The organism is Anabaena azotica SJ-1 (assembly GCF_047275885.1).
Classification (GTDB): domain Bacteria; phylum Cyanobacteriota; class Cyanobacteriia; order Cyanobacteriales; family Nostocaceae; genus Trichormus_B; species Trichormus_B azotica_A.
On the sequence record NZ_CP178454.1, the window covers coordinates 3,524,540 to 3,543,895 of the forward strand.

Annotated in this window: 19 protein-coding genes; 11 read left to right on the forward strand and 8 right to left on the reverse strand. The window is 36.6% G+C overall.

The window, feature by feature from the left end; all coding sequences use genetic code 11:
* Positions 1-537: 537 nt before the first annotated feature.
* On the forward strand, positions 538-1,290 hold the full coding sequence (locus ACLLO5_RS15650; RefSeq protein WP_413171430.1) for a tetratricopeptide repeat protein: 753 nt from the start codon (positions 538-540) through the stop codon (positions 1,288-1,290).
* Positions 1,291-1,453: 163 nt separating this feature from the next.
* On the opposite strand, the gene ACLLO5_RS15655 is transcribed toward ACLLO5_RS15650, so the two are convergent.
* The 3 genes from ACLLO5_RS15655 to cofH form a co-directional block, all read right to left on the reverse strand.
* Positions 1,454-2,269, reverse strand: a complete 816-nt coding sequence (locus ACLLO5_RS15655) for a DUF4253 domain-containing protein (protein ID WP_413171431.1) — start codon at positions 2,267-2,269, stop codon at positions 1,454-1,456.
* A 280-nt stretch (positions 2,270-2,549) separates the two neighbouring features.
* Complete coding sequence (gene psb27 / locus ACLLO5_RS15660; protein WP_413171432.1) at positions 2,550-2,948, reverse strand: photosystem II protein Psb27; 399 nt, start codon at positions 2,946-2,948, stop codon at positions 2,550-2,552.
* 134 nt (positions 2,949-3,082) lie between these two features.
* On the reverse strand, positions 3,083-4,219 hold the full coding sequence (gene cofH, locus ACLLO5_RS15665) for a 7,8-didemethyl-8-hydroxy-5-deazariboflavin synthase subunit CofH (RefSeq protein ID WP_413171433.1): 1,137 nt from the start codon (positions 4,217-4,219) through the stop codon (positions 3,083-3,085).
* A gap of 24 nt (positions 4,220-4,243) precedes the next feature.
* Between cofH and ACLLO5_RS15670 the strand changes: the two genes are divergently transcribed.
* From ACLLO5_RS15670 to ACLLO5_RS15680, 3 genes are all read left to right on the forward strand, one after another.
* A complete protein-coding gene (locus ACLLO5_RS15670; protein ID WP_413171434.1) occupies positions 4,244-5,815 on the forward strand; it encodes an LA_3751/LA_3752 family putative glycosyltransferase in 1,572 nt (523 codons plus the stop codon).
* A gap of 26 nt (positions 5,816-5,841) precedes the next feature.
* Positions 5,842-7,533 (forward strand): glycosyltransferase family 39 protein, encoded by a 1,692-nt coding sequence (locus tag ACLLO5_RS15675; protein ID WP_413171435.1) that lies wholly within the window; start codon positions 5,842-5,844, stop codon positions 7,531-7,533.
* Positions 7,534-8,121: 588 nt separating this feature from the next.
* On the forward strand, positions 8,122-9,363 hold the full coding sequence (locus ACLLO5_RS15680) for a glycosyltransferase (protein WP_413171436.1): 1,242 nt from the start codon (positions 8,122-8,124) through the stop codon (positions 9,361-9,363).
* A 29-nt stretch (positions 9,364-9,392) separates the two neighbouring features.
* Here ACLLO5_RS15680 and ACLLO5_RS15685 read toward each other — a convergent pair whose 3' ends face one another.
* From ACLLO5_RS15685 to ACLLO5_RS15695, 3 genes are all read right to left on the reverse strand, one after another.
* Positions 9,393-9,677 (reverse strand): peptidase, encoded by a 285-nt coding sequence (locus ACLLO5_RS15685; RefSeq protein WP_413171437.1) that lies wholly within the window; start codon positions 9,675-9,677, stop codon positions 9,393-9,395.
* Between the two features lie 234 nt (positions 9,678-9,911).
* Positions 9,912-11,297, reverse strand: a complete 1,386-nt coding sequence (locus ACLLO5_RS15690) for a sensor histidine kinase (protein WP_413171438.1) — start codon at positions 11,295-11,297, stop codon at positions 9,912-9,914.
* The gene (locus tag ACLLO5_RS15695) at positions 11,242-11,919 is read right to left on the reverse strand and encodes a response regulator transcription factor (RefSeq protein ID WP_413171439.1); all 678 of its coding nucleotides are present in this window, start codon (positions 11,917-11,919) and stop codon (positions 11,242-11,244) included. Before ACLLO5_RS15695 ends, ACLLO5_RS15690 begins: the two co-directional genes overlap by 56 nt.
* A gap of 108 nt (positions 11,920-12,027) precedes the next feature.
* Here ACLLO5_RS15695 and ACLLO5_RS15700 point away from each other — a divergent pair, with 108 nt between their 5' ends.
* On the forward strand, positions 12,028-12,477 hold the full coding sequence (locus tag ACLLO5_RS15700; RefSeq protein ID WP_413171440.1) for a DUF4363 domain-containing protein: 450 nt from the start codon (positions 12,028-12,030) through the stop codon (positions 12,475-12,477).
* Between the two features lie 199 nt (positions 12,478-12,676).
* Here ACLLO5_RS15700 and ACLLO5_RS15705 read toward each other — a convergent pair whose 3' ends face one another.
* The gene (locus tag ACLLO5_RS15705; protein WP_413171441.1) at positions 12,677-13,243 is read right to left on the reverse strand and encodes an exonuclease domain-containing protein; all 567 of its coding nucleotides are present in this window, start codon (positions 13,241-13,243) and stop codon (positions 12,677-12,679) included.
* Positions 13,244-13,251: 8 nt separating this feature from the next.
* Positions 13,252-13,701: a hypothetical protein gene (locus ACLLO5_RS15710; protein WP_413171442.1), complete on the reverse strand. Its 450-nt coding sequence runs from the start codon at positions 13,699-13,701 to the stop codon at positions 13,252-13,254.
* Positions 13,702-13,802: 101 nt separating this feature from the next.
* On the opposite strand from ACLLO5_RS15710, the gene petN reads away from it, so the two are divergent.
* The 6 genes from petN (at position 13,803) to ACLLO5_RS15740 (ending at position 19,327) form a co-directional block, all read left to right on the forward strand.
* Positions 13,803-13,889 (forward strand): cytochrome b6-f complex subunit PetN, encoded by an 87-nt coding sequence (petN, locus tag ACLLO5_RS15715; protein ID WP_013189847.1) that lies wholly within the window; start codon positions 13,803-13,805, stop codon positions 13,887-13,889.
* A gap of 7 nt (positions 13,890-13,896) precedes the next feature.
* The gene (locus tag ACLLO5_RS15720) at positions 13,897-14,058 is read left to right on the forward strand and encodes a hypothetical protein (RefSeq protein ID WP_413171443.1); all 162 of its coding nucleotides are present in this window, start codon (positions 13,897-13,899) and stop codon (positions 14,056-14,058) included.
* A gap of 166 nt (positions 14,059-14,224) precedes the next feature.
* The gene (locus ACLLO5_RS15725; RefSeq protein WP_413171444.1) at positions 14,225-17,320 is read left to right on the forward strand and encodes a GAF domain-containing protein; all 3,096 of its coding nucleotides are present in this window, start codon (positions 14,225-14,227) and stop codon (positions 17,318-17,320) included.
* Between the two features lie 154 nt (positions 17,321-17,474).
* Positions 17,475-17,687 (forward strand): hypothetical protein, encoded by a 213-nt coding sequence (locus tag ACLLO5_RS15730; protein ID WP_413171445.1) that lies wholly within the window; start codon positions 17,475-17,477, stop codon positions 17,685-17,687.
* Between the two features lie 97 nt (positions 17,688-17,784).
* The gene (locus ACLLO5_RS15735; protein ID WP_413171446.1) at positions 17,785-18,285 is read left to right on the forward strand and encodes a DUF6174 domain-containing protein; all 501 of its coding nucleotides are present in this window, start codon (positions 17,785-17,787) and stop codon (positions 18,283-18,285) included.
* Between the two features lie 226 nt (positions 18,286-18,511).
* A complete protein-coding gene (locus ACLLO5_RS15740; RefSeq protein WP_413171447.1) occupies positions 18,512-19,327 on the forward strand; it encodes a radical SAM protein in 816 nt (271 codons plus the stop codon).
* The last annotated feature ends 29 nt before the right edge of the window (positions 19,328-19,356 follow it).

Consider the following 19,356-nt stretch of genomic DNA (forward strand, 5'->3'; position numbering starts at 1 on the left):
TTGATCAGAAAATAGGCTGAATACCCAGTAATCAAACCCTACAAACTCAAAAACTTTTGAGGGTTTAATGTCTTTTAAAGCGGGGATTTAGCTTATCTCCCGCAGGGTCAGCCAGTTGAGGGCTAAAGCTCTCAGAGACTTTATGGTATCATGAATTGAATCACCCAAAGGGCGTGAAACCCCCGACAAATGGATAGAAAAACCCAATAGTCAAGACATAGTTGTGGTTAAATTTCAACGTACTGTACCAGTGAGTAATCACTGTTCTTTGATTCAAATTTTTGCTTATTATCAATCAACTGGGTTAGATGGCAGTGATAGCAAGGATTTCTATAAAAAAAGATACAGCCTGTGCAAATTAATTGATTAATTTTACCTAAGCATGATAAAATAGACATGATTTAAGGGAAAATTCTCCAAATCTTCATCTATTCCTCAATAAAACAACAGATAATTAATAATACTTTGGTTGATTTTGATACGATTTTTGAGAGTCAGAAAGTCATAACATCATATTAGAAGTTTTGTAGGTGCAGTATGGTTGTGAGGCGATGCTTTATTGCCTGTGGATGTATCAGTTTTTTGATAATTGGCTGTGGTGATTTGACAATATCATCAACAGATATTACCAAGCAAGTTGTACAAGAAAGCAATGTTAATCAACTGCTGACAGAAGTAGAGGATAGCCAAAAAGCTAAAACTTTATTGAATCAGGGCAATAATCTTTTAGATACCAATCGCTACAAAGAGGCTTTGACATTCTATAATCAAGCGATCGCTATTAAAACTGACAATGTGGAAACTTGGGTAAACAGGGGAAATGCCTTGATAGCCCTGCACCGCTATGATGAAGCTTTAGCATCCTACGAGAAAGCGATCGCACTGCAACCGAATAAAAATGAAGCCTGGTATAATCGGGGAAATGCTCTAACAGCCTTGCACCGTTATGAGGAAGCAGTTAAAGCATATAACGAAGCCATAGCTATTCAACCAAATAAAGATGAAGCTTGGATTAATCGAGGAATTGCACTGACAAAACTGCGTCGCTACAAAGAAGCTTTAGCCTCTTACAATCAAGCCATCAGCATTAAGCCAAATTTGCATCAAGCATATTATAACAAAGCTTGTAATTATGCCTTACAAAATAATCTAGAACTAACAATAGAGAACCTAGAAAAAGCGATTCAACTTGTACCTGAAAAATACAAGAATTTGGCAAAAACAGACTCAGATTTTGATCAAGTCCGTGATAATCAACAATTTAAGCAAATAGTAGAATCAGAAGAATAGCTGAACACCTGCATTCTTACGTTTTCTTAAATAGTTTTAAATCCTTTGATTTAGATTTATACACATTAGACATCTCCGAAAATTAAATTAAATATGCGTTTCCTGGAACCCTTGTAGAGACGTTCCATGGAACATCTCTACATTCTTTTCTGGAGATGTCTATTTAAGGACGTTCATGTAGAAACCAATGATCAGTTTTTAATAAAGCACAAGCATGATCTGAAAGAGAAACACCAGGTAAACTAGTTGTACAAGGTGCAATAGTTTCTTGTTCAATTGCTAGTTGTAAAGCTTCCTTAAAAGTTTTGGGTTTATTTTTTACCGTTAATTGCAACATCGTTCCATAATGACATACTAATTCTATTCCATATTGTTCATGCCAATATTTTAACATAGCCATTACCTTATCACTGCCTATATAACTAGCCCCATACCAATGCAGATAAGCCAGTATTTCCCAACAATTTTGAACAGGTAATAATAGTAATGCTAGTCTTTCATTAATTGGTTCATACCATTCAAAATACCTTAAATCTATAAATAAACTTTCTTGATTCTGTTGTTCTAAAGCTGCTAATTTTTGGTTGAAATCTTCCTCTGATATTTCTAAGTTCTCATTTAAATATTCCTGAATATTGATTTTATCAACTTGGGCAATTAATCCTTTAATACCAGTATTTTCATGTTGATGATAAGAAGGTTCATGTTGATAGTCAAAGCGGCAGAATAAATCACTTTTAATGACAACATCTGCCCAATTTTCCCCTTGATTGAACCAACAAGCAGCTATTACAGGATAACGTTCAGTTTGAGGAAGCAGCTTTCTCATGATGTTCCATGCTTCAATCTTGTTATCAACATTAACTTGCATTGCTAAGGCTATTTCATCAGTTTCAGGTATTCTAATTTCAATGATTTGTGTTTGTTCGAGAATAGTATTCTTCAGGATGTTTTTGATGTCGTTAATTTTAGCAACCATAATCACACTAATTTCTTTGATAAAATTATTTATTTAATCCCAAAAGCTGTTAATAACTGTAAACAAGTATTTCTTGTCAATACCTTGTCCATTTTCTGTAGGTTGGGTTAAGCGACAGCACAACCCAACAGATTTGTTGGGTTTTATGCTTCAACCCAATCTACAAATCAAGGCTTTTTCCAATTTGGACAAGGTATTGTCTTGTAATTGATATTAGTTAGAAAAGCAGGCAAAGCCTGCTATTAAGAATCTTTTAAAATTTTCAGCTTTTACCTGACAATTAACCACCACGTTTTAGAGCTAATTCAACACGATCAAACTCTAACTCTAGACGGTTTTTCAGTTTTTCAGGTATGGGACGGTTGGGGTAGGAACTATAGTGTCCAGCTAGAGAATTGAGTGCTGTTCGCATAGTTGTAAAAGAATTCAGACCGGAAATAGAATTAGCTCTCTGATAACGAGCAGAAAAGTCATTAATTTTTTGACGTGCTTCTGCTTGGAGTGCTGCTTTATTTGGATCTTCTGGTGATACTTCTATGGCTTGTCTCAAGGTGCTGACTACAGCTAACGTATCTTGACGATAATCTCCTGACAAGCCATCAGGAGTACCAGAACAACCCATTAAGCCAACGGTGATAACTAAAACCAGTGCCAGCAGACGCGACCAATAATGTTTCATATCCATTAATTAAAACAATACGCAAATCAACGTCCATCCTATCTTGGATTGGGATCACAGAAGAAGGAGTTCAGGAGTTCAAGAAGTTCAAGGAGTTCAGAATAAGAAGAAAATTTTTTCCCTCTGCCCCCCCATCACCCTACACCCTGATACAAAGTATTTCGTTGCTGGTAAGGTCTATTTAGGGATGCGATCGCACTTTGTAGGGTTTCTACTTCCATGCACGTGCCACCAATCGCTCCGGCCATGGTGGTAATGTGTTCCTCCATCAATGTGCCACCAATATCGTTACAACCCCAAGTTAAGGCTTCTGTTGCACCAGCCAATCCTAATTTTACCCAACTTGGTTGATGATTCGGGATAACATTTCCTAAAAATATCCGTGCTACCGCTGTTAATAACAGTGCGTCAGCTAATACTGGTTGATCTCTTCCCACCCGACGACGTAAGGATTTTGGTGCTTCTTGACCAACGAACGGTAAGACAATAAATTCCGTAATTTTAGCAGGATATCCTTGTTCTATTGCCTTTTGTTGGAGCGATCGCAATTTTTCTAAATGTCCAATTTGCTGTTCTGGGGTTTCAATATGCCCTGATAACATCGTACTAGTAGTAGGAACACCTAATTTATGTGCCGTACTGACAATTTCTAGCCAAGTAGCAGTATCAATCTTCTCTGGACACAATACCCTTCTCACTTCATCATCTAACACCTCTGCGGCTGTTCCTGGCATCGAACCCACACCCGCATCCCGCAAAGCCGTAATTACCTCGGTGTATGAAATTCCATCCAATCTAGCAATAAACTGGACTTCCTGGGGAGAAAATGCGTGTAGATGTAGCTGGGGAAACTCCTGTTTAATGGTTTCTACTAACTTAAGGTAATACGGCAAAGATTTACCATTGATTTGTGCTTGTGGGTGCAAACCCCCTTGCATACAGATTTCTGTCGCACCCCGACCCACCGCATCTGTAGATTTTTCCAAAATCTGCGCCCAATTTAACCAGTAAGCATCCGTATCACCATCATCTCGCCTAAAAGCACAAAAACTACAGTGCTGCTCACAAATATTAGTAAAATTAATGTTACGGTTAATTACGTAAGTAACCGTCTCACCTGCTTGTTTATGTCTCAATTGATCAGCAGTAACCCTGATAGAATTTAAAGCCTGTGGGTCAGTTTGCTTTAATAAAACTACTGCCTCAGATGGTGATATATTAAACCCTAGCAACGAACGATCAAGAATAGTATCCACAGTTATATTAGTCACAGTTCATCAAAATTTTATTAAGCCATGAATAAATTAAGAGCCACAGCACCATTATTTATAATTTTGTCAGGTGTGATTTTTTCTTTATATCTACTGTCACAAGTTCCCGATGACATTTACTTTAGTGGTGATGGTGGACTCAAAGCATTGTTAGCTAAACAACTTAGTTCTGGTAATTTACGTTTTGATCTAAACCTCCAAGTACCACCATGGGTGCATAATATCTGGGATAGAGGATTATATCCTTTTGAACCGCCATTTAGCTATAAAATTTCCAATCTTTATTATATTACATTCCCATTTACATTTCCCCTAGTTACTGCTCCATTTTATGCGATTTTTGGCTACAGAGGATTTTATATAATTCCTTTAATTTCTACATGGATAATCTGGGTTAATTTTTATCGTCTCTGTCAGTCTTTTAAACTTGATAATTTCATCATTTCTCTGGGTTTAATCACCCTGATTTTTGCTTCTCCACTAACCATGTATAGTGCCATGTATTGGGAACATACGCTGGCAGTAGCTTTAGCATTTAGCGGTTTAGTTATGATATTTTCCCATAGAGAAACCGAATTTACCAACAAAGCCGCTATACTCAGTGGCATATTGATTGGTTTATCAGTCTGGTTTAGACCAGAATTTCTAGCTCTAGTAGCTATTTTGATGATTTTAGTAATTGCTTCATATATCATCAAAGTCGATATTCTAACACTTGCGACAAATAAACAAATAATATTTATTATTAGCTTGATTTTAACCGTATTATGTTTCTTTATCTTGAATAAACTTATTTATAATCATCCTTTGGGCGCTCATGCTTTTCAAGTTGTAGAAAATTTTTCACTACAAGACAGATTATTGAAATCATTGAAGTTTTTTAATGAACTAAAGGGCAACCTTTTTAAACATTTTCCCATCATATACTTTGCACTAACCATTTCTGTTATTTCCATATTTAAAGTTAACTTGAGATTAAAACCTGTAATTATCCAAATTTTACTAATATCATTTTTATTCCTGTTGATAGTGCCGATACTTATTCCTAGTGATGGTGGTAAACAGTGGGGTTCACGATTTTTATTAATTCTCATCCCCTTACTTAATGTCATAGCCATATCTGGTTTTGAGAAAACATGGCAAATTAAACAATTTGGCATCAGATACATTAGCACAGGAATTTTAGCAATGTTATTTATTTTGGGATTCAATCTCAACATAATTGAAGGTACAGAAACTTCATATCAAAAAGGTAAAAAAGAAAATATTGAAGTCCTTAATTTTTTGCGTAAAGATAGTAATAAAATCGTAGCGGTAGCGAACCAATATGTTGGACAAACTTTTGAAGACACCTTTAAACAGAAAATATTTTTTCTGACTAAACAACCTGAAGATGTAAGTAAATTAGCTTTGGCATTAAATGAACAGGGATATAAACAATTTCTGTATATATGTCCTGTTTATGATAAATGCTTTTCCTCCCCTACAATACCTGACCAATTAAAATTGGCTACACAACAAAGAGAATTAATTGTTAAACTCAAAAAAATCAAAGAAAATAAAAGATACAGAATAGAAGAAGCCACAATTTTGTAAATTAACAAAATAAATCAAGAGAAATAATGAAAACGAATTTACCAAGTAATTACCTGAAACAGATGTTATCTGTGGAAAAATTATCCCTGATAGCAATAGCAATAGCAGTCATCATCAGAATTATCAATTTAGGAACTAGAGAATTTTGGTATGACGAAGTTTTATCATTACTACTTTCTACCAGCCAAAATGGAGTTTACAAAACTCCTGGAGATGCACCGGTAATATTAGCAGAATATACATCCTTATTAAGCTTGCCCAAGGAAGAAAGTTTAGGAAATGTTCTCCAAACTATCACGCTACTAATTAAAAGTCTCTTGGGTGGAGAACCTCATCCACCAATATTCTTTTTAAGTCAGCATTTTTGGTTGCGACTTTTTGGAAATAGCGAAGCAGCCATGCGGAGTTTAAACACCTTATTGAGTTTAGTTGCAATGGGTGGTGCTTATGGTTTAGGGAAGTTTTTTTTAGGACATCGTGGCGGACTTTTTTTTGCAGCACTTGTAGCTACTAGTCCATTTTATTTATTTCATTCTCTCAATCTCAGAATGTATGCACCTCTGGTATTATGGGTAATTCTCAGCACATGGTCGTTACTATACCTAATTGAACAACAAAATTCTGACATTAGCCAAAGTCGTCGCAGTCAGTTGTTATGGAATGGGCTTTTAATTATTTCTATTGCTGCTGGTTTGATGACTTTTTATTTATATGCCTATTGGCTAATAGTTTTAGGAGTATTGGTACTTTATTTAGATAGAAGAAATTGGTTTAAACATGGTTTACGCTTAGGTACTGGAGTTTTATTAACCATACCTTGGGTATTATGGGGGACAATTAAACAACTTCGTAACGCGGACTTAGATCGTTTTGGTAAAGCCAAATCTACATTACCTCCCTTGTTAAGACATTTACAGGATTTTACGAACACTTTAGGTACTGACATATTGATAGGAGACTGGGCAACTAGTTTAGATCCTATTGTCATTACTTTATCTGGTTGTTTAATAATCTTAGTATTTGCTGGGTTTAGTATTCATCTGTGGAAACAAAATGAAAAGCAAAACTTAGGCATAGTTTTAATATTAGGCATTTTACCGATATTATTAGGATTGATAGTAGATGTTGTCACCAAAAAATTTACTTTAGGTTTTGGCTTTGGACGGACAATGATCATTATTGTCCCAGGCTGTTTATTATTAATTGCTTTGTGGGTAGAAAAAACAATTTCTAAACAATGGCGTACCCTGGTAGCTGGTGGAATATTACTAATGTACCTAACAATTAGTATTGGTGATTTAAGTTTGCGACATCGTTCAGTTTTTCGTTCAGTTGCAGAATTAACTACCAAAGATATAAATCAGCCAACTTTAATCGCTATGAACTCGAAAGCTTGGGGTCATGTAAACCGTTTAGCTTATTATATTCCTGCTGATTATCCGGTCATGTTGTTATCTCATCATCCCGCAGATTTAGCAATTCATTTAGAAAAAGTTCTCAAGGAAGAACCAGGTCGGTATTCTCGAATTATTTGGTTAAATAGTGGTGATCCTTTGTGGTCACGGTTGAAAACAGAAACGGAAATAAAGCAGGAAGAAGAAAAAACAGAACAAATTTTATCATCTCAATTTCAATTACAAGAAACAAAGAATCTTTCAGGTACGATGAAGCTGGATAAATTTACAGCCAAGCTTTACACAATTTCATCCAAAAATTAAACACAAAAAGTCAGCAATCTTGTTGAAAAGACAAAGATAAATGCCAGTCTGTAAATGTCTCTTCTAGAATTGGGAAAACTTTTGATCTGATGAAACACCATTTTAAAAATGATTGTTACAGATGTAGGTTGGGTTAAGGGACGAAACCCAACGCTTCAAAACTTTGTGGATGTTGGGTTTTACTTTGTTCAACCCAATCTACAAAAATCCTTAATCTAACAAGATTGAACCGCGAAGGAAAGAGACTTTAACAGATTTTGTGGGTAAGTTGTGTATATTTTGCAAAATTGGGATGCGCCCGTTTTAATTTGGTAAGATTGTTTGCTTTAGACTCTTGAAAAAAATCACATAATGACTACTGTGGAAATATAAAGTTTAGATGAATTATCAAAAAATATCATGTGTTAAAACTTTTTAAATACTTCACATCAGAATAATCACTGGTGATCAGATAATTAGGGTACAGTTTTGGTTATTATAGTTTAGGTAAAAAACCTGGTACTTATTATACCAAATTTAACAAAAGATGTATTGTATTAATGGCTAAAATTATACAGGCAATTCCGTAATTACAAATTTACTAACTTTATGAATGCAAACTCATCAAACTCTCTATTAGTAGTACCCACTGGGGCATTAAAGATTTCTGAACATCCACTTACTGATGTGCATAGAGACAATCCTATTCTGTTATCTCTGGTGATTCCTACTTATAAAGAGCGTAATAATATTGAGAATATCGTCAATATCCTTAGTAGGTTGCTGGATGAAGCTATCCCTGGTAATTATGAGCTAATTATAGTTGATGATGATAGCCCAGATTTAACTTGGGAACTAGCACAATCTCTACTCCCAGATTATCCGCAGTTGCGGGTGATGCGTCGTCAAGAGGAACGGGGACTATCTTCAGCGGTGATTCGTGGTTGGCAAGTTGCTACAGGGAGTATTTTGGGTGTGATTGATGGAGATTTACAACATCCACCAGAAGTATTATTACAACTGTTGCAGAAGATAGAACAGGGGGCTGATTTGGCTTTAGCCAGTCGTCACGTAGATGGTGGTGGTGTGAGTAGTTGGAGTGTAATCAGGCGCTTTTTGTCTCGTGGGGCGCAGGTTTTAGGTTTGATTATTTTACCTGGTGTATTGGGTAGAGTTACTGACCCGATGAGTGGTTATTTTATGGTGCGTCGGAGTGCGATCGCAGGTGCAACAATGAATCCTGTAGGGTATAAAATTCTCCTGGAAGTTATTGGTCGCGGACAAGTCAGAGAAATTGCTGAAGCCGGTTATGTCTTCCGTGAACGTACTGAAGGCGAAAGCAAGGTAACGTGGAAGCAATATGTAGAATATATTCAACACTTAATTCGTTTACGAGTATCTACTGGACGGCTAGGGAAAATTAGCCGGAAAATTGACTTCCCCATTGGCAAATTTATCCGCTTTGGGATAGTGGGATTTAGTGGGGTGTTTGTAGATATGGCAGTGCTTTATTTACTAAGTGATGCTTCTACTTTAGGTTGGAATTTAACTCGCAGTAAAATTATTGCTGGTGAAGTTGCCATTTTCAATAATTTCCTCTGGAATGATGCTTGGACATTTGCAGATGTCTCCATGCAGCAAAAAGGCTGGAAGCAACGCATTAAGAGATTTTTCAAGTTTAATGTGGTTTGTTTAGCAGGATTGGTGATAAATGTCTTGGTTTTGAATATTGTTTATAATTTCTTGATTCCTAATCAGTATATTGCTAACTTGATTGCGATCGCAGTGGCTACAATTTGGAATTTCTGGGTTAACCTGAAACTAAGTTGGCGGGTAACTGATGTGAAATAATCAGATTGGATGCAATTAAAAACTTGAGCTTAATTATTAGTATTAGGTCTTTTTTTTTGATTAAATAATCCTGACATAGACATCCCTGTCACCAATAAACCAATCAGCCCAACACCATTTAATATGGGGTAAATTGCCTGTAAATGGAAAATTTCCCCTGTATGAATTTTCAACATTAATCTAGATGAAATTCCCGTATTCATCGGCCACTCTTGGACAACAGTTGCTAACATTCCCGTGACAACAGTTAATAGTAGTGGTAGACAAACAATAATGCCAATAATGCGGTGATACTTGCGGAATGCTTTTTTCATATTCATAGGTGATTAGTGATTGGTGAGAATTACTGTTATGATCTCACTGCCAAAATCTTGTTTATACAAAAGTAGAGTGATTTATCTCTACCCAATTGACAGAATAAAATAAACAAAGTAAAGAACTCGTAAAGACTATTCTCTGTTCCCTGGGGAGCATAGCATCCCAAATATGTAATTTTAATTTGGCGCATCTTTATACAGAATGGGTATTAACTATTCAAAAACTGGTAACTATTCAAAAACTGGTAACTTTACCCGAAAACAACTACCCACCCCAATTTTACTGGTGACAGATATTTCACCACCATGAGTATGAGTAATAGCTTGGACAATAGCTAAACCTAAACCTGAACCGCCTTGACGATGAGAACGAGCTTTGTCAGCCCGCCAAAAGCGGTTAAATATAAAAGGTAAATGTTCAGGTGCAATACCAATACCTGTATCTTTCATGGAAATCACTACAAAATTATCTGATTTCACCATTTTTACTTTTATTAAACCGCCTTCAGGCGTATATTGCAGGGCATTTTCTAGCAAATTGCCAAAAAGTCGCTGTAGTTGATGTGCATCACCCTTTACCCATATTTCATCATTTAAATCAGCCTCTAGGGTAATTTCCTTTACTTGCGCTTGGGGTTGTAACGTATCAATTAAATCAAATAAAATTTCATCTATAGGTATAGGAATTGCGGTTTTGGACAAATTTACAGCAGCAGCATCACTTCTTGCTAACAACAGTAAATCTTCTACCAAGCGAGTCATTTGCCATGTTGCACCTTCTATGATGGCAATTTTTTTGATATCTCCAGGATGGCGTTCTGGATGACTTTGCATCAGTTCTACTGTTGTTTTAATCGCTGTTAGGGGACTGCGTAATTCATGGGAAGCATCTGCTGTAAACTGTTGTAATTTCTGAAAACTTTGCTCAATTGGTTGCAAGGCTTTACTGGTCAACCACCAACCTGTACCACCAATTAAAACCATTCCCAAAATACCACCAAATTTCAAACCAATTAACAATCTATTTAGTTCTTGTTCTACTTCCACTGTGAATGCACTCACTCGCACATAACCTAAAATCTGGCGATTCTTTGCTGAAGTATAAACTGGAATAGTTAATGTGCGGATATCATTGTCCTCCCACGAGTGGAAACTGATAATTAAAGGTATGGGGGGAAATTGTTTTCCTGCTTTTCCTAATAATTGTTTTTTGGCATCAAACCATTCTACACTTTGACCATATAACCATAAATCTTGCCAAGGAATATCTAAATCCCCATCATAGTCTAAAATTCGGGGCATTTTGCGATGTACAGCCGTCCTATCAGCTTGAATAGCCAATAAATTATGAGCCGCAGCATCTGCTAAAGTCAATAACTGATGGTCTAATTGTTTATATAAACTGTAAGCAAAAAAATGATAAACTCCCATTGATGACAGTCCCATCACTACTATCATCGCCAGTAAATAAGATAATAGTAATCGTAAACTAGTAGCTCGAAACAAAGGATTAGATAGAATATTTTGCCATCGCCAAAGTTTGATCAAATTACTTTTGTTTCTAAAAGTTTTTGTTAAGCCGATATCCAAGCCCATAAACAGTTTCGATAAAATCATTTTTTGCTCCTGCGGCTTTGAGTTTTTGACGTATTCCCCGAATATGCACTTTGACTGTATCTTGTCCTGGTGTGTCAATAGATGACCACAGGTGATCAAGTATTTGCTGACGACTGAGGACATGGCCATGATGACGGAGAAATAATTCTAATAATTGATATTCTTTTGGTGTCAGGGATAACAAATTTTGTCTGTAAGTTACCGTACAATTAGCCGGGTCAAGTTGCAGGTCTCCCCATTCTAAAAAGTTTGATATTGGGGAAATTCCCCGACGTAGCAAGGCGCGAATTCTGGCTAGTAATTCCTGTAAATCAAAGGGTTTAATGACGTAATCATCAGCACCAGCATCTAAGCCTTGTACTTTATCAGTGCTATTATCTTTTGCGGTTAACATCAGTACGGGTACTGTATAACCACGTCGTCTAATTCTTTGGCACAATTCTATACCATTCAATTTTGGTAGCATCACATCCAGAAGAATTAAATCATAGCTAAAGGCTGTAATAAAGTCCCATCCTTCTTCGCCATCACTAGCTATATCAACGGCATAATTATTATCAGTTAAGGCTTCTGCTAAAGATGAAGCTATTCGTTCGTCATCTTCTACTAATAAAAGTTTCATAACACTGTAAATTTAAAAATATGACTCTTTCCGAGTTCTTTACTTTTGTTGTTTTATTCTAGGTAGTTATAGTCTTACAACTAAAATATCATCTATCTGGAGGTGACTATGAAGCGTTTTCAGGCAATTGTTATGATTACAGGTATGAGCTTACTGGTTTTGGTGGGCTGTACTAATGGCGAACAAGCTACTATCGAAACTACCCCTGCGGCAACTTCTAATAATACTTCTAATAGCAATGTATCAGCAAGTCCAGCCTCAACAGCAGCAACAAAGACAACTGCTAATAATGGTTTATTAGCTGTAGTAGCGAAAACTAAAACCGCAGTTACATCTGGTGATTTTGTTCAAGCTAAAAAAGAATTCGATCAATTTGAAGATGTTTGGAAAGAAGTAGAGGATGGAATAAAAGCTAAATCTCGTGATAATTATGAGGCAATAGAAAAAAGTATGGATGAAATTTCTGGAGAACTGAAAGCTACTCAACCCCAAAAAAAGAAATTATTAACAGCTTTGCAGTCTTTAGAGACAACTATCAATGCTGTTTCTAAGTCTTAGTTAATTTACCCAATACCCCAACAGAGAAGATGAATGTCAAAGCTATTAAAACATGGATTAGATAGCACCATTGAATCGAAATTGAGGGGAAGTAGCTTAACCATACATTGACATGGTTAAACCTCGACAAGCGATCGCTCTTAAAGGTAAAACACAATCATTACTGGCTTGGCAACTTATTAATATAAATTAGAATTTGCTAGGGGACAGTATTTTTTCCTATTTTCTTGGTTTGCATATAACGATAAATTGCGGCAATATTATGGGCATCATCAATTCCTCTGTGATGTGTGCCTTTTAATTCCATCTCCAAATGTTGTAGTGCCTGTGCCATACCAAATTTACGAGATACACCCAAATATTCAGAAAATTCTTGTTTGATATTTCTGTGTTCTGTACCAAAAGGATATGAGACATTATGAAATTTGCAATCTTGTAAAAATTGCGTTTTATCATAATTTCCCCAAGAACAAAATATATAATTAGGAAATGAATTCATCCACTCTGTCAATTTTGACATTACTTCTGGAAATTGAGGTGCAGCATCAACTTGTTGTTGAGAAATAGTCGTTAAATTTGTGCAGAACTCCGTCAAAATAGGATTTCTCACAGGTTTAATAAATTGTTGAAATTCAGAATCAATTTCCCAAGTCTGGCGATTTAGCATCACTGCCCCGATTTCAATGATTTCCATTTCATGACGGGGAACTGTACGTTTGTCACAGCAAGTAGCTTCAAGATCGATAATTAAAAAATAGTGATTCATAAAGTAATTCAAAATTCCGAAGAAAATGGTTTTAGCCAATTAAGTAAAATGGCAGTATCGAGAACAATAGCCGCTAAAGCAAACCAGAAAATACTTTCTCCTGCTAAGATGAAAACAGGCAAAAGTGTATTATTGAAATTCCAGCCAAATTCTATCTGAGTTAATCCACGCACCAAACCAAAAGCAAATACAGCACCAGATTTGAGTTGGGGATTTTTATCTACGCGGATGATATAGCGGTAAGTGACACCAAATAGGAAACCAGAAAAACCTGCAATTCCAGCACTCAGCAAAAATTGTAAATTAATTAGCTGAAATTGATTAATATTCAGTATCGAAAAATACTGATTCAGCAGTAAACCATTAACAACAGTAGTGATTAAGAAAGCCAAACCAGCAGATAAACCACCAATAAGCCCTGCTTTGAGAGATTCTAACCGTTCTGCCATCATTTCCATAATCTAGCCCAGCCTCCCATAAACACCATTGAGCAATCAACCTCCTTTTCCCGGTATGATAAACATTAGAAACCTTTTGCAATTATTTGAAAAGTAGAACTATGATTTTGACACTGGGATGGGTATCACTTTTGGTTGTGTTCACATGGTCGATTTCTATGGTAGTTTGGGGACGCAACGGACTATAGAGGAATCGTGGAAAGTCCATATTTAATGATTTTGGCCTTGATGGCCGTAGTGCTGCTAGTAGGAGTCACTGGTGGTGTAGTTTATTTAACGCTAGCAGATTGGCGCGATCGCCGTCGTCGAGAAGACGAAAACCGCGAACTTAAACGCAGCACTGCCAAACGACGCTGATTTTACAGCAAATATTAGCCTGTTTTATGGCTTAAAAAACCTATTTGTGGGGATGGGATTGAGATCGTATCCCCACATATTCATATTATACAAACATAATACAGAAACCAATATTGAATATTTATTGTTACCTTATAGAAGAATTATATAGAGAATCCTGTGGGGAATGATACAACCGACTTCCCAAAAAGAATATCAACCAGGCATGATTTTTTCCCTGGATCAGAGTGAGAAACAAAAGGCTTTATCTAGGGTGATCGCCCGGATTCGGGAATCTCTAGATATAGAAACCATCTTCAAAATAACAGTTACAGAAGTACGTCAGTTACTCAACACCGACAGGGTGAGCGTATTTCGATTTACTCCTGAGTTGGAATGGGAAGGAGAATTTATTTATGAAGATGTAGGTGCAGAATGGATATCTATATTAGCTACCCAACTTCATGACCGCTGCTTTGCTGAAGAGTTTACTGAACATCATCAGCAAGGGAGAATAAGAGCCATAGCGGATATCTATGAAGATGTTGCCATAGATTGTCACGTCAAGATGCTGGAAAAATTTCAAGTACGTGCCAACATAGCTGTTCCCCTCATGAAATGCAAAGATTTATGGGGATTACTGTGTATTCATCAATGTAATGAACCACGGCAATGGGAAGTTTCAGAAATTGAATTTGTGCAATTAATAGCCGAACATTTAGGAGTAGCTTTACAACAAGCAGATTATATAGAACAAGTGAAACTACAATCGGCGCAACTTGCACAAGCTACAGCCAGAGAAAAAGCCGCAGAATGGCAAAAAACCATAGCCAGAACCATTGAAAAAATTCGTCAGTCTCTAGATTTAGAAAGCATTTTTCGCACCACCACCGAAGAACTCAGACAACTACTCAATAGCGATCGCGTTGCTATTTATCGCTTCAATCCTGACTGGAGTGGTGAATTTGTATTTGAATCTGTAACCCAGGGTTGGGTTTCCCTCATGCAAGAACAGTTACAACGAGCAGAATTAAGTGACAACATCAGTGACTGTAAATTAAAAGAATTAGTCGAACCACCCACTGATACATACTTGCAAGATACAGGCGGTGGTCGGTTTGCCAAAGGGGAAATATACCGGATTTGCAATGATATTTATAATGCTAATTTTAATGAATGTTACATTAAAGTTTTAGAAAGCTACCAAGCCAGAGCTTATATCATAGTTGCAATTCTTTATAAGCATAAAATTTGGGGTTTATTAGCAGTCTACCAAAACACAGGTACTAGAGATTGGCAAGAAGATGAAATTTATCTACTCACCCAAGTTAGTTCTCAATTAGGCGTAGCTTTACAACAAGCTGAATACTTACAACAAATGCAAAAACAAGCCGCAGAAATTACCAAAGCTGCGGAACGACAAAGAGCATTAGTCAACACCGTAGATAAAATTCGTCAATCTTTAGATATTGACACCATTTTTAAAACCGCAACTCAAGAAGTCTTGCGGTTATTAGAAGTAGAAAGAGTAGCCATTTATCGTTTCTATCCTGATTGGAGTGGTGAATTTGTTGCTGATTCTATTTTAGACGGTTGGACACCACTAGTTAAACCTCAACCTGTCACGGAACGAGTGCTTTTACAAGAAATAAAAGCCGGAAAATATGCAAGAAATGAAGTTTTTGTTCCCATTTCCCAAGGTGAAAAATTATGGGGATTATTAGTAGCTTATCAAAACTCCCAACCCCGTTATTGGCAAGATGAAGAAATCAACTTATTAGCACAGGTAGGTGTGCAACTCGGTGTCGCATTACAGCAAGCTGAGTCATTAAAACAGGTGCAAATCCAAGCTCAGAAACTTGCTAAAGCTGCGGAGAGAGAACGGAAAGCAGCAGAAAGAGAAAAAGCTTTAGCTGCAACTGTCGAAAAAATTCGTCAGTCTCTTGATTTAAGTACAATTTTTGCTACCAGCACTCAAGAAGTCCTGCGATTATTAGAAGTTGATCGAGTCACAATTTACCGCTTCCGGCCAGATTGGAGTGGAGAATTTGTAGCCGAATCATTAGCTTATGGATGGAAACCAGTACAGGAACTTGTACCAGTAATTGCAGATGATTATCTAAGATTAATTCCAGGAGAAGACTCTACTAACGGTAAAATAATCGTTGTTAACGACACATCTGCCACAAATATTCCTATTCCCCCTATTGCCTTAATTACACCTACAGAAACTAGAGCATATATGATTGTGCCAATTTTTCAAAGTGAAAAACTTTGGGGATTATTGGCAGCTTATCAACATTCTCAACCCCGTGATTGGCAAAGAGATGAGATAGATTTGTTAGTACAAATTTGTTCTCAGTTAGGAGTAGGACTCCAGCAAGCGGAATTGTTAGAAAAAACCCAACGTCAGAAAGAAGAAATTACCCAAACTCTCAAAGAATTACAAGCAACTCAAAGCCAGTTAATTCAAAGTGAAAAAATGGCTGGCTTAGGTCAATTGGTAGCTGGTTTAGCACATGAAATTAACAATCCTATTAGTTTCATTTACGGTAATATTCCTTATGTTACTAATCATACTGAAGATTTATTGAATTTAGTGCGGCTGTACCATAAAAATCATCCTCAATCGACACAAGAGATTGCACAGCAAGTAGCATCTCTAGATTTAGATTTCATTGCTGATGATTTGCCGAAAATGCTCAATTCCATGATGATTGGTGCAAATAGAATTAGAGAATTAGTGCTTTCGCTACGGACTTTTGCACGTCTTGATGAAGCAGAAAAAAAACCTGTTGACTTACATGAAGGGATAGACAGTACACTTTTAATTCTCCAAAATCGTCTCCAACAACAGGGTGATTTTCCAGCTATTGAAATTGTAAAAGAGTATAGTAATTTACCTCCAGTCTTTTGCTATGCAGCCCAGATGAATCAGGTGTTTATGAATATTATCAATAATGCGATTTGGGCGTTAGAAAAATCTTTAATCCAAGGAAACTTAACTGACAAGCCTAAAATTTGGATTCGTACACAAGTTACAAATAGTAATTCTATTTTGATTTGGATTGCTGACAATGGTTGTGGTGTTCCAAAAGGTATGGAATCACGCATTTTTGAACCCTTTTTTACCACGAAAGAACCAGGAGAAGGTACTGGTTTAGGGCTGTCTATTAGCTATCAAATTATTGTCGAAAAACATGGTGGTCAAATTAACTGTGTTTCAGAACTTGGTAAGGGTTGTGAGTTTTGGATTGAAATTCCTATGGAGGAATTAAGTTAACTATTTTAGTCTTGGGGTTTGTGTGGTTTAGTTGATACTTTGGGCATACTAAAGATACATACCGCAGGAAACAGGAAATAGGTTGAAATTCTCTTAGTTAGAACTTACGCAGTAACTATTCACACTCAAAGTATTATGTGAGGGGAATTTAAACATGAAACGTTATATGCCTTTGATACTTATTGGCGCTATCTTATTTATAGCAGGAGGAGATAAGGTTTTTCCCGGTGCTATTGGGAAAGCAAGTACCCAGACTCGTACATCTGTAAACAACTTTTTGATAGGTAGATTTCCCACCTGGAAACCGAAGACAAATCCCTATGAAAGAACAGAGCGCGAACTGCGAGAAACAGAAGGGAAAAAGTAGCATTTGCATAGAATTTCTGCAACTTTGCATAGCCATCTCTCGTCAAAATTTGGAAAGTCTGAAAATAGAACATTAAACCAAATAGATAAGGATGAATATGCGTTTACCTCTGGCTATTGCTGTGGGATTATTGATTTCGCTCGGTTCTAATGTACCTGCACTGTCTCAACTTTCTCAACCTGCTGTACAGGTAGCACAAACACGGGCGAATCAATCAAACATCGGTCGATTACAGGTTAATCGTCAGTTATGGCAAAAGCAAAAAATAACCAACTATCGCTATACACTGACTAGAAGTTGCTTCTGTACAACTGAAGCCAGGGAACCAGTAGTGGTTGAAGTCCGCAATGGTGTCACTACTGCGGTTACTTCCGTAGCAACTGGTAAACCTGTAGATAGAGAACTATTTAAAGAATACGATACTGTTCCCAAGCTTTTTAATGTCATTCAAGATGCAATTAAGCGGAAGGCATCAAGTTTAACTGTGAAATATGATTCTAAATTTGGCTATCCAACTCAAATTAATGTTGATTATGACCGCCAAATGGCTGATGAAGAACTGTATTTGATTGTGGAAAAGTTTCAAGTAATTAAGTAGGGTTCGACTGAATTTAAATATGCGTATCATATAACCCTTAAATATGCGTACCATATAACCCTTATAGAGATGTTCCATCGAACGTCTCTAGATTATTTTTCACCAGATGTCTATTAGTATTTACCTCACAACTTCCTCACAAAATCGCTCTAAATTCTAGATCATTCGAGTTATTGAACTGAGATGAGATCAAGAAATTCGATCTAGGCTAGGTTGTGAGGTAGTTATGAGTACACTTTCATCATCCCCAAAACCACTCTGTTCCTCTGTGTACGGACCAGTTACTTCTTGGCGATTTGGGCGATCGCTTGGTATTGATCCTATTGGGTTAATATCTAGCTGTTCTTTTAACTGTATATATTGTCAATTAGGGAAGATTCAACAACAAACTACTAAACGGCAAGTTTTTGTGCCTACGAGTCAAGTTATCTCTGATTTGCAAGCGATCGCTCAAAAGGAAGTACACATAGATATAGTCACTGTTAGTGGTAGTGGTGAACCCACTCTAGCACTGAATTTGGAGGAAGTTTTGGTTGCTACAACGGAAATTTTTAAACAACCAAAAGCAGTATTAACCAATAGCACTTTACTAGGTGATAAATCTGTCCGTAATGCTTTAAAATTAGCGGATATTGTCGCTGTTAAACTAGATTGTGTTTCGTTAAATCAACTACGGCAGATCAATCATCCACTAGAGACAATTGATTTACCAGATATTATCCAAGGAATTAAATTATTTAGATATGAATATCCGGGAAGAATGGCAATACAAACTATGATTTTGTCAGCTTGGACGGCAGAAACCCAAGCGCATTATATACACTTGGTCAAAAATCTCCAGCCTGATGAAATCCAACTTAACATTCCTTCCCGTCCCCGCGTCTTAGTTAGTCAATTAGAATCAAGAGGTAATGAGATTGTTGCATCTCGCTCTTATGCTTGTGAAAATTTCCAATGTATCCAACCTGAAGAACTCAAGATGATAGCTAAAACAATTCACAATGTGACGAAAATTCCTGTGCGTTACGCCACAAAGCTATAGTGTAAGCAAGTAGAGCATAAAGGCAAAAG